15 protein-coding genes are annotated in these 13,013 nt (G+C 55.9%); 3 read left to right on the top strand and 12 right to left on the bottom strand.

The features are described from left to right. Positions 1-17 precede the first annotated feature (17 nt). From thiL to nrdR, 5 genes are all read right to left on the bottom strand, one after another. A complete protein-coding gene (gene thiL / locus IM314_RS10875) occupies positions 18-989 on the bottom strand; it encodes a thiamine-phosphate kinase (RefSeq protein WP_041911088.1) in 972 nt (323 codons plus the stop codon). Between the two features lie 77 nt (positions 990-1,066). Further along, the gene (gene nusB / locus IM314_RS10880) at positions 1,067-1,486 is read right to left on the bottom strand and encodes a transcription antitermination factor NusB (protein WP_006809908.1); all 420 of its coding nucleotides are present in this window, start codon (positions 1,484-1,486) and stop codon (positions 1,067-1,069) included. A 20-nt stretch (positions 1,487-1,506) separates the two neighbouring features. Continuing rightward, on the bottom strand, positions 1,507-1,977 hold the full coding sequence (gene ribE / locus IM314_RS10885; protein ID WP_006176874.1) for a 6,7-dimethyl-8-ribityllumazine synthase: 471 nt from the start codon (positions 1,975-1,977) through the stop codon (positions 1,507-1,509). 87 nt (positions 1,978-2,064) lie between these two features. After that, entirely contained in the window at positions 2,065-3,168 is a 1,104-nt protein-coding gene (gene ribD / locus IM314_RS10890) for a bifunctional diaminohydroxyphosphoribosylaminopyrimidine deaminase/5-amino-6-(5-phosphoribosylamino)uracil reductase RibD (protein WP_193358872.1), read from the bottom strand. Between the two features lie 4 nt (positions 3,169-3,172). Further along, positions 3,173-3,622: a transcriptional regulator NrdR gene (nrdR, locus tag IM314_RS10895; RefSeq protein ID WP_008503337.1), complete on the bottom strand. Its 450-nt coding sequence runs from the start codon at positions 3,620-3,622 to the stop codon at positions 3,173-3,175. A gap of 152 nt (positions 3,623-3,774) precedes the next feature. Here nrdR and IM314_RS10900 point away from each other — a divergent pair, with 152 nt between their 5' ends. Next, entirely contained in the window at positions 3,775-4,314 is a 540-nt protein-coding gene (locus IM314_RS10900; protein ID WP_193358871.1) for a DUF3251 domain-containing protein, read from the top strand. A gap of 270 nt (positions 4,315-4,584) precedes the next feature. After that, positions 4,585-5,469 (top strand): nucleoside-specific channel-forming protein Tsx, encoded by an 885-nt coding sequence (locus IM314_RS10905; protein ID WP_028012146.1) that lies wholly within the window; start codon positions 4,585-4,587, stop codon positions 5,467-5,469. A gap of 118 nt (positions 5,470-5,587) precedes the next feature. Here the strand turns inward: IM314_RS10905 and IM314_RS10910 are convergent, their stop codons facing one another. The 7 genes from IM314_RS10910 to queA form a co-directional block, all read right to left on the bottom strand. After that, the gene (locus IM314_RS10910; protein WP_193358870.1) at positions 5,588-6,268 is read right to left on the bottom strand and encodes a YafY family protein; all 681 of its coding nucleotides are present in this window, start codon (positions 6,266-6,268) and stop codon (positions 5,588-5,590) included. A 14-nt stretch (positions 6,269-6,282) separates the two neighbouring features. Continuing rightward, positions 6,283-6,648 (bottom strand): VOC family protein, encoded by a 366-nt coding sequence (locus IM314_RS10915; protein WP_193358869.1) that lies wholly within the window; start codon positions 6,646-6,648, stop codon positions 6,283-6,285. A gap of 142 nt (positions 6,649-6,790) precedes the next feature. Continuing rightward, positions 6,791-7,762, bottom strand: a complete 972-nt coding sequence (secF, locus tag IM314_RS10920) for a protein translocase subunit SecF (protein ID WP_041911092.1) — start codon at positions 7,760-7,762, stop codon at positions 6,791-6,793. A gap of 10 nt (positions 7,763-7,772) precedes the next feature. After that, positions 7,773-9,620, bottom strand: coding sequence for a protein translocase subunit SecD (gene secD, locus IM314_RS10925; protein ID WP_062935949.1), 1,848 nt, complete (start codon positions 9,618-9,620; stop codon positions 7,773-7,775). 27 nt (positions 9,621-9,647) lie between these two features. Beyond that, complete coding sequence (gene yajC / locus IM314_RS10930; protein WP_000007630.1) at positions 9,648-9,980, bottom strand: preprotein translocase subunit YajC; 333 nt, start codon at positions 9,978-9,980, stop codon at positions 9,648-9,650. Between the two features lie 22 nt (positions 9,981-10,002). After that, the gene (gene tgt, locus IM314_RS10935) at positions 10,003-11,130 is read right to left on the bottom strand and encodes a tRNA guanosine(34) transglycosylase Tgt (RefSeq protein ID WP_045259930.1); all 1,128 of its coding nucleotides are present in this window, start codon (positions 11,128-11,130) and stop codon (positions 10,003-10,005) included. Positions 11,131-11,183: 53 nt separating this feature from the next. Continuing rightward, on the bottom strand, positions 11,184-12,254 hold the full coding sequence (gene queA / locus IM314_RS10940; RefSeq protein WP_028012140.1) for a tRNA preQ1(34) S-adenosylmethionine ribosyltransferase-isomerase QueA: 1,071 nt from the start codon (positions 12,252-12,254) through the stop codon (positions 11,184-11,186). Positions 12,255-12,346: 92 nt separating this feature from the next. Here queA and acpH point away from each other — a divergent pair, with 92 nt between their 5' ends. Beyond that, on the top strand, positions 12,347-12,928 hold the full coding sequence (gene acpH / locus IM314_RS10945; protein WP_041911095.1) for an ACP phosphodiesterase: 582 nt from the start codon (positions 12,347-12,349) through the stop codon (positions 12,926-12,928). Positions 12,929-13,013: the final 85 nt, after the last annotated feature.

Here is a 13,013-nt window from a genome sequence, read left to right on the forward strand (position 1 = left end):
ATACTGAGCGCACAAACTTACCCGAAGTGATCGTACCCTTTCCAGTCCAGCGTAACGGGCGCACCGTCTTTCACAAACTTCAGCCCTTCACTCTCCGGCATGATCTGACCGATGCAGGTAAACTTTGCGCCAAGATGGGCCAATGCTACGTCCAGCGTTCCACGGTTCAGCTCTGGCACCGTGAAGCACAGCTCGTAGTCTTCCCCACCGGAGAGCGCCCAGCGCAGCGCCTGCTCAGGCTCCACATGGCGAAGCAGTTGCTCCGACAGCGGGAACAGATCCAGGTCAACGCGCGCGCCCACCCCGCTGGCCTTCAGGATATGGCCGAGGTCCGAGATGAGACCGTCAGAGAGATCGATAGCCGAACTGGCTCGCTCGCGCAGCGCCTGACCGTGCAGAATACGCGGTGTCGGGCGCAGATGGCGCTTCACCAGATACGCCGCATCGTCAGCGTCCTTCACGTTTAAGCGATCCTGAAGGATCGCCAGCCCTGCCGCGCTGTCTCCCGGCGTACCGGTCACGTAGATCCAGTCGCCCGGTTTAGCGCCCGAGCGCTTCAGCGCGCGACCGAGCGGCACATAACCGTGGATCGCCAGCGTCATCGACAGCGGCCCGGCAGTCGTATCGCCGCCAATCAGCTGCATATCGTAGTAGTTCAGCTGTTCAAACAGCGCATCGCTGAACGCTTCAAGCCAGGCTTCATCCACCTCCGGCAGCGTCAGGGCCAGCGTCAGCCAGGCCGGGTCGGCACCCATTGCCGCCAGATCGCTGACATTGACCGCCAGCGCTTTATACGCCAGATCGGCAGGATCGATATCAGGTAAGAAATGACGTCCGCACACTAAGGTGTCGGTGCTGATTGCCAGCGTCTGCTTTTCAGGAATATTGAGAAGTGCACAGTCATCGCCAATGCCGGTTTCAACATCAAGACGAGAGGTTCTGACACGGTCGAAATAACGGGCAATCAGGGAGAATTCGCCGCATGCCATACGTTATGCCTCAGCAAATAAAAGAAAAAACCGGAGCCGCACTGCCCGTCAGGCAATGCAGAACTCCGGTTTGCGGATCACTTTTTGTGGGGACGGATCGCAGGTGCGGCTTTATCAAGTACGCCGTTAACGAACTTGTGGCTGTCTTCAGCACCGAAGGTTTTCGCCAGTTCGATCGCTTCGTTGATGGCCACTTTGTACGGCACATCATCACGTTTAGACAGCTCAAACAGCGCGATACGCAACACTGCTTTTTCAACCTGGCCCAGCTCTTCGAGCAGACGGGACAGGTATGGCTTCATCAGGCCATCGAGATACGCGCTATTAGTCGCCACTCCCGACAGCAGTTCACGGAAGTACAGAACGTCAACGTCTTTCACGTCCTGTTCTGACAGGAACTGGTATTCAACATCAGCGATGTCGTTCTGGGACAACTGCCAGGAGTAAAGTGCCTGGACGGCACATTCACGGGCGCGGCGACGAGCAGCAGGTTTCACGGAATTCCCCTTACAAAAAATCAGGCCTTAATGGCTTTCAATACATTGATCATTTCAAGCGCGGTCAGTGCAGCTTCTGCACCTTTGTTACCGGCTTTGGTGCCAGCACGTTCGATGGCTTGTTCAATACTTTCGGTGGTCAGCACGCCGAACGCGACAGGAATTTCAGCATCCTGCGCAACGTGTGCCAGACCGTTGCTTGCACCGCCCGCAACGTATTCGAAGTGCGCAGTGCCGCCACGAATAACGGTACCCAGCGCAATCACCGCGTCGTATTTACCGGTTTTCGCCAGCGCGCCCGCCGCCAGTGGCAGTTCATAAGCGCCTGGAACCCAAACAACGGTAATGTTGTCATCTTTAACCTGGCCGATACGTTTCAGGGCGTCAATCGCACCTTCCAGCAGGCTATCGTTGATGAAGTTGTTGAAACGCGCAATGGTGATGGCGACGCGAGCGTCCGGGGTAGCTACAGCAGCTTCAATAATGTTCATACTCTTCCTTTACGGGTTCATTTGGCCCCGCAGGGGGGCGGATTTTATCATAATACTTTGCGCACTGCTTCCCTATTTCGGGAGCAATTACGCTGTCTTTAAATGGAGGCAGACATCCGGACCCACCGGACGAATCTCGCTGAATGTGAGTTGCGGTGCGTCGGCCAGTTTTTCAAGGCCAGGCAGCACAAACAGGCCGCGCGCATCGTGACCTAAAAGTTTAGGCGCAACGTAGACGAGCAGTTCATCCACCAGCCCCGCCTGTAGCAGCGCGCCCGCGAGCGTCGGACCGGCTTCGACCCAGATACTGTTCACCTGCTGCTTGCCGAGCAACATCATCAGCACCACGAGATCCAGATGTCCGTTATGCTCCGGCACCATAATGCTGCGCACGCCTTCCGGCCATTCGCGCGTATCTTCTTTGGTGCGCGCAATCCAGGTTTCACCCGGCTGCTGCACGATGCGGTGCGCCGGGGTCACGCGGTTCTGGCTATCAATAATAATACGCAGCGGCTGGCGCAGGTTCTCCTGCGGATAAAGCGCCTGGGTATCGGCATTCAGCTCATCCCAGCGCACGGTCATGGCCGGATCGTCAGCCAGAACGGTTTCACTGCTGGTGAGGATAGCATGGCTTTGCGCACGCAGACGTTGCACATCGCGCCTTGCCTGCGGCGAGGTGATCCACTGGCTTTCACCGTTCGCCATTGCCGTACGCCCGTCCAGCGAGGCGCCCAGCTTGAGCTGAATAAACGGGAAGCCGGTGCGCATGCGCTTCAGGAAGCCTTTGTTGATGGCTTCCGCATCTTTCATCATCAGGCCGTGGCTGACGTCGATCCCTTCCTGCTGCAGACGATACAGGCCACGGCCCGCCACCTGCGGGTTAGGATCCTGCATAGCGGCGACCACGCGCGAAACCCCTGCCGCAATCAGCGCTTCACAGCACGGCGGCGTGCGCCCGTGGTGGCTGCATGGCTCCAGCGTCACGTAGGCCGTCGCGCCTCGCGCTTTCTCCCCCGCCATACGCAGGGCATGCACTTCAGCATGCGGCTCGCCTGCGCGATAGTGAAACCCTTCCCCCACGATCTCGCCATCTTTCACGATAACGCACCCGACGTTAGGGTTAGGATGGGTGGTAAAACGACCGCGCTGCGCCAGCTTCATGGCTCGCGCCATGTACTTCTCATCCTGCATGGGCTTAATCCTGTAAGCGGGCGATCTCTTCGCCAAACTCTTTGATATCTTCGAAACTGCGGTAGACAGAGGCGAAGCGGATATAGGCGACCTTATCGAGCTTTTTCAGTTGCTCCATCACCAGGTTGCCGATCATTTTGCTCGGCACTTCACGCTCGCCCAGGCCACGCAGGTAAGATTTAATGTGGTTTAACGCCATTTCGACATCATCCGCGCTGACGGGCCGTTTTTCGAGGGCCTTCAGCATTCCGCTGCGCAGTTTCTCTTCGTTAAACGGCTCGCGCACGTCGTTACTTTTTACCACGCGCGGCATTACCAGCTCTGCAACCTCAAAGGTCGTGAAACGCTCGTTGCACACCAGACACTGCCGACGACGGCGCACAGAAGACCCTTCGCCCACAAGGCGAGAGTCGATGACTTTGGTATCCACAGCGGAGCAGAATGGGCAATGCATACGGTATCCCTGTTATCTGGTTAACTGATTTTCATTTTACCCTGATCTGGCCTGACAACAAAGGAGGAGCTTTTTTGAGACAAAGGATCTATGTCCGGCGGTACGTTGCTGGCTACCATTATGGGGATCCGTCATTTCAAGGAATAAACGCTATGACAAGACGTTACCTGAAAATTTTACTGGTGGGGAGCCTCTTCACCCTTAGTGCCTGTGCACAGCAAACCGAAGTCCGCCAGATGAAACAAAGCGTGAATACGCTCAACACGGCGATGGACAAACTGAACAAAGAAACGGTGAAGATCACCCAGCAAAACGCGCTGAACGCTAAATCCACCAGCGGGGTATATCTGCTGCCAGGAGCGAATACGCCTGCCCTGCTTAACAGCCAGATTGGCACGCTGGAGATGTCTCTGGTGAATGTGGCGGCGAATGCGGATGGTACGCGCGCAACATTACGTATTCACGGTGAGTCCAACGATCCGCTGCCCGCCTTCAGCGGCACCGTAGAGTGGGGCCAGATCCAGGGCACCACGGAGAGCTACCAGGAGGTAAACGTGAAGAACCAGCTGTTCACCGCTCCGGCCAGCGTGTTAGCGCCCAGCGATGTGGATATTCCACTTCAGCTAAGCGGACTTACGCCTGAGCAGTTAGGCTTTATCCGCATTCACGACATCCAACCTGCCGCGCAGTAATCCCTTCCTTTTGAGCGGAGTGAAATGTCACTCCGCTAACATTTACATTTCGTATGGATTGGCAACAGAAATGATTGCCGCTACAATCCCGGCCGTTTAAAGTACGCAAACGTGAACGCAATCGATTACGCGTGTGAGAGATATGTGAAACAACACATATTTTTGTGAGCAGGGATTCCTATAATAGGCACCGCAGAAACACGAAATATTTAGAAACGCAATTCGCGCATTTTTCACTCCCGGAAGGGAATTTCAATCAGTGGCATGATTATGAAAAAAACATTACTCGCAGCCGGTGCAGTTCTGGCACTGTCCTCCTCTTTCACTGTTAACGCAGCGGAAAACGAGAAACCACAATACCTCTCCGACTGGTGGCACCAGAGCGTTAACGTGGTAGGCAGCTACCATACCCGTTTCGGACCGCAGATCCGCAACGATACCTACCTGGAATATGAAGCATTCGCCAAGAAAGACTGGTTTGATTTCTACGGCTATATGGATGCGCCTGTGTTCTTCGGTGGTAACACCGATGCGAAAGGTATCTGGAACCACGGTTCCCCACTGTTCATGGAGATTGAACCGCGCTTCTCCATCGACAAACTGACCGGTACCAGCCTGGCGTTTGGTCCGTTCAAAGAGTGGTACTTCGCGAACAACTACATCTACGACATGGGCCGCAATAAGTCCGGTCGTCAGAGCACCTGGTATATGGGTCTGGGTACTGACATTGACACCGGCCTGCCGATGAGCCTGTCCCTGAACGTGTATGCAAAATACCAGTGGCAGAACTACGGCGCAGCGAATGAAAACGAGTGGGACGGCTACCGTTTCAAAGTGAAATACTTCGTGCCAATTACCCAGCTGTGGGGCGGTAATCTGAGCTACATCGGTTTCACTAACTTTGACTGGGGCTCAGACCTGGGCGACGACGATTTCCGTGACCTGAACGGCAAGAAAGCGCGTACCAACGATTCCATCGCCTCCAGCCACATCCTGGCGCTGAACTACGATCACTGGCACTACTCTGTTGTTGCGCGTTACTGGCACAACGGTGGCCAGTGGAACGACGATGCGAGCCTGAACTTCGGTAACGGCGACTTTAGCGTCCGCTCTACCGGCTGGGGTGGTTACCTGGTCGTGGGTTACAACTTCTAATCAGTGCGGGATTGTGCGGGCTGGTGCCCTCACCCCTTCCCTCTCCCACGGGAGAGGGCGCAAACACAAAAAACGGCAACATCGTTGCCGTTTTGCTTTTACCTCGCCACCCGGCTTTTTACTGCTTCACCTTGCGCAAAAAATCCGCCAAAGACCTGTCCGCACTCTCACTGAACCGCCTCTCCGTCATTACAACATTGAGACACCGGTCGAGCCGGAAACAGCGGTAGTCATCGCGCCGTTCACACCATGCCGCCAGCAGCCAGCGCTCCCCCCAGAAGAACAACCCCAGCGGCTGTACCTCACGTTTTGAGAGCAGCCCGGCTTCATCACGATAATGCAGCGCCAATACGCGCTGAGCGGAAATCGCCTGGTGAATCATGTCAAAATCGCTGCGGGAGTGGCTTTGCATGCAAAAATCCGGGGCGTAGATCCGCGTCTGCTCCGCCTTTCTGCGGCTCTCCTCGGGCAGAATAGCCAGCACCTTCTCCTGGGCCGACTCCAGCTCGCACGACAGCGATTCACCTCCCCAGGTTTTGAGCAGGCGAATCGCGACCATCAGCGCTTCGGATTCCTTATTTGTCAGCATCAGCGGCGGCAGGTCAAAACCCGACATCAGCCGATATCCGCTTCCCGCCTCGCCTTCCACCGGGACGCCGGAAAGCGACAGGTCGCGGATATCGCGGTAGACCGTGCGCTCGGACACGCCAAGCCGGTCCGCCAGATGCGCTGCCGTTGTCAGACGCCTGCCCCGCAGGATCTGCACAATCTGAAACAAACGGTCAGCGCGTCGGGTCATAACGTCATTCGCTCTCAGGCAGGTTGATGAAGGCCGACGCGGTTACCCTCGCTGTCGGTAAACAGTGCGATAGTGCCGATACCATGCGGCAGTTCCAGCGGGCCAAACACGCACTCGCCGCCCGCAGAGGCAATGCGATCGAGCGTGGCCGCCAGATTGTCAGTATGCAGGTAAATAATAGCGCCCTGCAAAGAGGGCGTAACGCCGTCAAATTTTGCCAGCGCTCCTCCGGTGGCGGGATCCTCATGCGGGAAAACCGCCAGCTCGGCACTGTCCATTTTCTCGCGACGCAGCGCAAGCTGCATCACCGGCTCATAAAATTTGATGGCGCGATCCATATCCGAAACCGGAATTTCAAACCAGTTAATTACGCTTTTCATACATCCTCCTGCCTGTTGTTTGGGTTCAGAAGGAGTCTACGGCAGGGCTCCTGACAGCATACTGTCAGGAGTGTTTGTCAGGAGCAGATAAAAAAAATCCCGGCCAACAGACCGGGATTCCGATAACGCGCTAAACGTCGCCTTACGGCAGAATGGACGGCTGATCCGCCCCTTCTTTCTCGACCTTCTGCTGGAGCAGGTGCTCGCGCTTCATGCCAAGTTTCAGTGCCAGAGCGGACGCCACGTAAATAGACGACGCCGTACCGATGGAGACACCGATCAGCATGGTCAGCGAGAAGCCTTCCAGCACCGGGCCACCGAAGAGGAACAGCATCAGGATCACCATCAGGGTAGTACCGGAGGTGATCAAGGTACGATGCAGCGTCTGGGTCAACGACACGTTAAAGATTTCGTACGGCGTGCCGCGACGGATCTTACGGAAGTTTTCACGGATACGGTCAGATACCACGATACTGTCGTTCAGTGAGTAACCGATCACGGACATCAGGGATGCCACGATGGTCAGGTCAATCTCAATGTGGAACAGAGACAGTATGCCCATGGTGATCACCACGTCGTGCGCCAGGGCGATAACCACACCGGCCGCCAGTCGCCACTCGAAGCGGAAACCGACGTACACCAGGATGGAGATCAGCGCCACCAGCAGCGCCATGGCGCCGGTTTGCGCCAGGTCCGCACCCACGCTCGGGCCGACGAACTCAATACGCTTGACCGCCGCGCTCTGGCTGGTGGTCTCGTTAATGACCTGTACGACCTTGCTGCCCAGCTCCTGGCTGCCGTTGGCATCGTGCACCGGCGGCATACGCACCATGATGTCGCGGCTGCTGCCGAAGTTCTGCAGCAGCGGCTCTTCAAAGCCCGCTTTCTGCAGCGATTCGCGCATCTGGTCCATATCGACCGGTTTTTCCAGGGAGATCTCGATGACCGTACCACCGGTGAAATCGAGACCCCAGTTAAAGCCTTTCACGCCCATAATGATGATGGACAGAATCAGCAGTAAACCTGAAATGCCGAAAGCCCAGTAGTCCCAGCGCATAAAGTCCCAGACTTTACGGCCATGGTTCAATTGTTCAACAGTATATTCCTGTGCCACAACGCACTCCTCAGATAGACAGCTTTTTGACGCGCTTGCCGCCGTACAGCAGGTTCACGATGGCACGGGTGCCGACAATAGCGGTAAACATTGACGTTGCGACACCGATACCGGTGGTAATCGCAAAGCCTTTGATCGCGCCAGTACCCACTGCATACAGGATAAGAACCTTAATCAGTGTTGTTACGTTCGCATCGAAGATAGAGCTGAACGCGCCTTTATAACCTTCGTCAATCGCCTGCTGGACAGAGCGACCGTTGCTCAATTCTTCTTTGATACGTTCGTTAATCAGTACGTTGGCGTCGACCGCCACCGCAAGGGTCAGAACGATACCCGCAATCCCCGGCATGGTCAGCGTCGCCCCCGGCAGCAGGGACATAATGCCGATGATCAGCACCAGGTTTGCGATCAGCGCGGAGGTCGCAATCAGACCGAACTTCTTATAGAAGAAGATCATGAAGAGGATAGAGACCGCCAGACCGGCCAGACACGCTTCCAGACCCTGCTGGATGTTTTGCATACCCAGAGTTGGACCAATGGTACGTTCTTCAACAATCTGAATTGGCGCAATCAGCGCACCGGCACGCAGCAGCAGCGAGAGCTGACGCGCTTCGTTCGGGTTGTTAATACCGGTAATACGGAAGCTGTTACCCAGACGAGACTGGATGTTGGCGATGTTAATCACCTCTTCCTCTTTCACCAGCACCGCACGACCATTTGCATCTTTCTTACCGCTGTCTTTGTACTCCACAAACAGGGTCGCCATCGGTTTGCCGATGTTGTCCTTGGTGAAGTTAGACATGATGTTACCACCCGCGCTATCCAGCGAGATGTTAACCTGCGGCTGGTTGTACTCATCCTGGCTTGAAGTGGAGTCGGTGATGTGGTCACCGGTCAGGATCACGCGCTTGTACAGCACAACCGGCTGACCTTCACGGGTCTGTTTCACTTCGGAGTCACCCGGAATACGGCCAGACGCCGCGGCAGACTGATCGACATTGGAGTTCACCAGACGGAATTCCAGCGTCGCGGTCGCACCGAGGATCTCTTTCGCACGCGCGGTATCCTGGATACCCGGCAGTTCAACCACGATACGGTCAGCACCCTGGCGCTGTACCAGCGGCTCAGCCACGCCCAGCTGGTTTACACGGTTACGCAGAATGTTGATGTTCTGCTGAACGGCATATTCACGCGCTTCTTTCAGACGCGCATCGGTCATCACCGCACGCAGCTGGTTGCTGCCCTGCGAGGAGATCACCAGATCACGGTGACGTTGGGTCAGGTAATCTACAGCCTGATCGCGCGCCGCGCTGTCGCGGAACGTGATGCTCATGCCGTAGTTATCTTCTTTACGCACGGTAGTGTATGGGATGCCTTTGTCGCGCAGATCGCTGCGCAGGCTGTCGATATTCTGTTCCTGCAGCTTGCCGAGCGCGGTATCCATATCCACTTCCATCAGGAAGTGAACGCCGCCACGCAGGTCAAGACCCAGCTTCATTGGCTCTGCGTTCAGCGCAGCCAGCCAGCGAGGGGTTGCAGGAGCAAGGTTAAGCGCCACGACATATTTGTCACCCAGCACGCCCATCAGCGCTTCGCGAGCGCGGAGCTGCGTGTCGGTGGTGTCGAAGCGAGCAAGAATTGCACCCTCTTCCAGAGCCACAGACTTAGCGGTAATTTTTTCTTCTTGTAACGTTTTCTGGACCTGGATCAGCGTTTGCTCACTGGCGGCGACACCGCGCGCGCCAGTGATTTGAACGGCCGGATCCTCACCATACAGGTTGGGAAGCGCGTACAGCAGGCCGACGATAATCACGACGACCAGCATGATGTACTTCCACAAAGGATAACGGTTTAACACGGCAGTTCCCTTTGGGAAAAGTTGGGATTACAGCGCCTTCATGGTGCCTTTCGGCAGAACGGCAGCTACGAAGTCACGTTTGATAACCACTTCAGTGGTGTCGTTCAGGGCGATAGCAATGTAGCCGCTTTCAGCCACTTTGGTTACGCGACCGACCAGACCACCGTTGGTCAGCACTTCATCGCCTTTCGCGATGGAGTCCATCAGCTTTTTGTGCTCTTTGGTACGCTTCTGCTGTGGGCGCAGGATCATGAAGTAGAAGATCAGACCGAACACAACCAGCATCAGGATCAGAGACATCGGGCTGCCCTGCGCCGGAGCACCTGTTGCCGCTACCGCATCAGAAATAAAAAAGCTCATTCAAATTCCCTCATTATTAATATTAATCAACGTTCAACGGTGGAACATCCCGCCCCTGACGTTGGTAAAAATCGGTCACGAAGCTCTCTAATTTACCCTCTTCGATAGCCTTGCGTAAACCAGACATTAAGCGCTGATAGTAGCGAAGATTATGAATCGTATTGAGACGCGCGCCCAAAATCTCATTACAACGATCGAGATGATGCAGATACGCGCGAGAATAATTGCGACAGGTATAGCAATCGCACTCGGAATCGAGCGGGCTGGTGTCACTCTTATGCTTCGCGTTACGGATTTTCACCACGCCATCGGTAACGAACAGATGACCGTTACGCGCGTTGCGGGTTGGCATCACGCAGTCGAACATATCAATGCCGCGACGTACGCCTTCCACCAGATCTTCGGGTTTACCCACACCCATCAGGTATCGTGGTTTATCCGCCGGGATTTGCGGGCAGACGTGCTCCAGAATGCGGTGCATGTCTTCCTTCGGCTCACCCACAGCCAAACCGCCGACAGCGTAGCCATCAAAACCTATCTCTACCAGACCTTTAACAGAGATATCGCGTAAATCTTCGTAAACGCTGCCCTGAATGATGCCGAACAGCGCATTTTTGTTCTGCAGGGAGTCAAAACGGTCGCGGCTGCGCTTCGCCCAGCGCAGAGACATCTCCATAGAGCGTTTCGCGTAGTCCCAGTCTGCCGGGTACGGCGTACATTCGTCGAAGATCATCACGATGTCGGAGCCGAGATCGTACTGAATCTCCATCGACTTTTCCGGATCGAGGAAAATCGGATCGCCGTTGATCGGGTTACGGAAGTGTACGCCCTGCTCGGTGATCTTGCGGATATCGCCCAGGCTGAAGACCTGGAAACCGCCGGAGTCGGTCAGGATCGGGCCTTTCCACTGCATAAAATCGTGCAGATCGCCGTGGAGCTTCATGATCTCCTGACCCGGACGCAGCCACAGGTGGAAGGTATTGCCGAGGATAATCTGTGCGCCCGTGGCTTCAACTTCTTCCGGCGTCATCCCTTTTACGGTGCCGTACGTGCCCACAGGCATAAACGCGGGGGTTTCCACCACGCCGCGATCAAACACCAGGCGACCGCGACGCGCGCGGCCATCGGTGGTATCGAGTTCAAATTTCATTTTTTCTCCGACGTCAGAAAAACAGTCCAACGTTGTCATACGGTGCCGCGGACTTATTCCCCGACACGCTCATTCAAAGCCAGCGGATTGTACGTGATAAACATCGCGTCCCCGTAGCTAAAAAAGCGATATTTTTGTTCTACCGCAGACTTGTACGCATTCATCGTATGCTGATAACCCGCAAACGCAGAGACCAGCATAATCAGCGTCGATTCAGGCAGATGGAAGTTGGTCACCAGCGCGTCAATCACCTTGTACTGGTAGCCCGGGTAGATAAAGATCTGCGTATCGCCAAAGAACGGCTCGATAAGACCGTTTTTAGCTGCCTGCGCGGCGCTTTCCAGTGAACGCACGGACGTCGTACCGACGGCCACGACGCGGCTACCGCGCGCTTTCGCCGCCAGCACCGCGTCCACCACATCCTGCGGCACTTCGGCATACTCGGAGTGCATGATGTGGTCTTCAATGCTGTCCACCCGCACCGGCTGGAAGGTGCCCGCGCCGACGTGCAGCGTCACAAACGCCATCTCAACGCCCTTCGCGCGCAGCTTTTCCAGCAGCGGTTCATCAAAGTGCAGACCTGCGGTTGGCGCCGCGACCGCGCCAGGCTTCTGGCTGTAGACGGTCTGGTACAGCTCGCGATCGGCCTCTTCGTCCGGGCGCTCAATGTACGGCGGCAGCGGCATATGGCCGATGGCGTTCAGGATATCGAGCACCGTACGCTCGTCGTCGAACGCCACCTCGAACAGCGCGTCGTGGCGCGCGGTCATGGTCGCCTTGATGCTTTCGTCATCACCCAGCAGCAGCTCCGCGCCCGGCTTCGGCGCTTTGGAAGCGCGAATATGTGCCAGAATACGTTTATCATCGAGCATACGTTCGACCAGCACTTCAATCTTGCCGCCGCTGGCCTTACGGCCAAACAGGCGCGCCGGGATCACGCGGGTATTGTTAAAGACCAGCAGATCGCCAGGGTTGAGCTTGTCGAGCAAATCGGTGAAAGTACCGTGCGTCAGCTCGCCCGTTGGCCCATCCAGTGACAGTAAGCGACAGCTGCTGCGCTCAGGCATGGGATAGTGAGCAATCAGGGATTCAGGTAGTTCAAAGGAGAAATCGGCGACGCGCATGACGTATACTCGTGACTTAAAAACAGGCGGCATAGTCTAGTGCTCACACCCTTTTGCTGCAACAACTAGCCGCCACTGGACAAATAAAACGCATGAATTTTCTCGCTCACCTGCATCTCGCTCACCTCGCTGACAGCTCCCTTTCCGGCAATTTGCTGGCCGATTTCGTGCGCGGCAACCCCGCTGAAGCGTATTCTCCCGAGGTTGTCGACGGGATTTTTATGCACCGCCGCATTGATGTCATCACTGATAATCTGCCCGAGGTGACGGAAGCGAAAGCGTGGTTTCGCCCTGAAACGCGCCGCGTTGCGCCGATCACGCTCGACGTGATGTGGGACCACTTCCTGTCTCGCCACTGGGAACAGCTCTCGCCGGAGATGCCATTGCCGGCGTTTGTGCGCTATGCCCACCAGCAGGTGTCGATCATTCTGCCCGATTCGCCGCCGCGCTTTGTGAATCTGAATAACTACCTGTGGTCGGAACGCTGGCTGGAGCGCTATCGCGAGATGGACTTTATCCAGAATGTCTTGAATGGCATGGCGAGCCGTCGCCCGCGGCTGGATGCGCTGCGCGACTCCTGGTACGACCTGGATGAGCATTACGATGCGCTGGAGAGCCAATTCTGGCAGTTTTATCCGCGCATGATGGCGCAGGCGAAAAACAAGCAGCTCTGACAGCACGATCATTGATAGGTAAAAGCTGGCGGAACGATTGTCACCACCTCTTTGTCTTATCCACGAACACTCTCTATACTGGCTC

It is taken from the genome of Enterobacter cloacae complex sp. P42RS (assembly GCF_014930595.1).
GTDB classification, from domain to species: Bacteria; Pseudomonadota; Gammaproteobacteria; order Enterobacterales; family Enterobacteriaceae; genus Enterobacter; species Enterobacter bugandensis.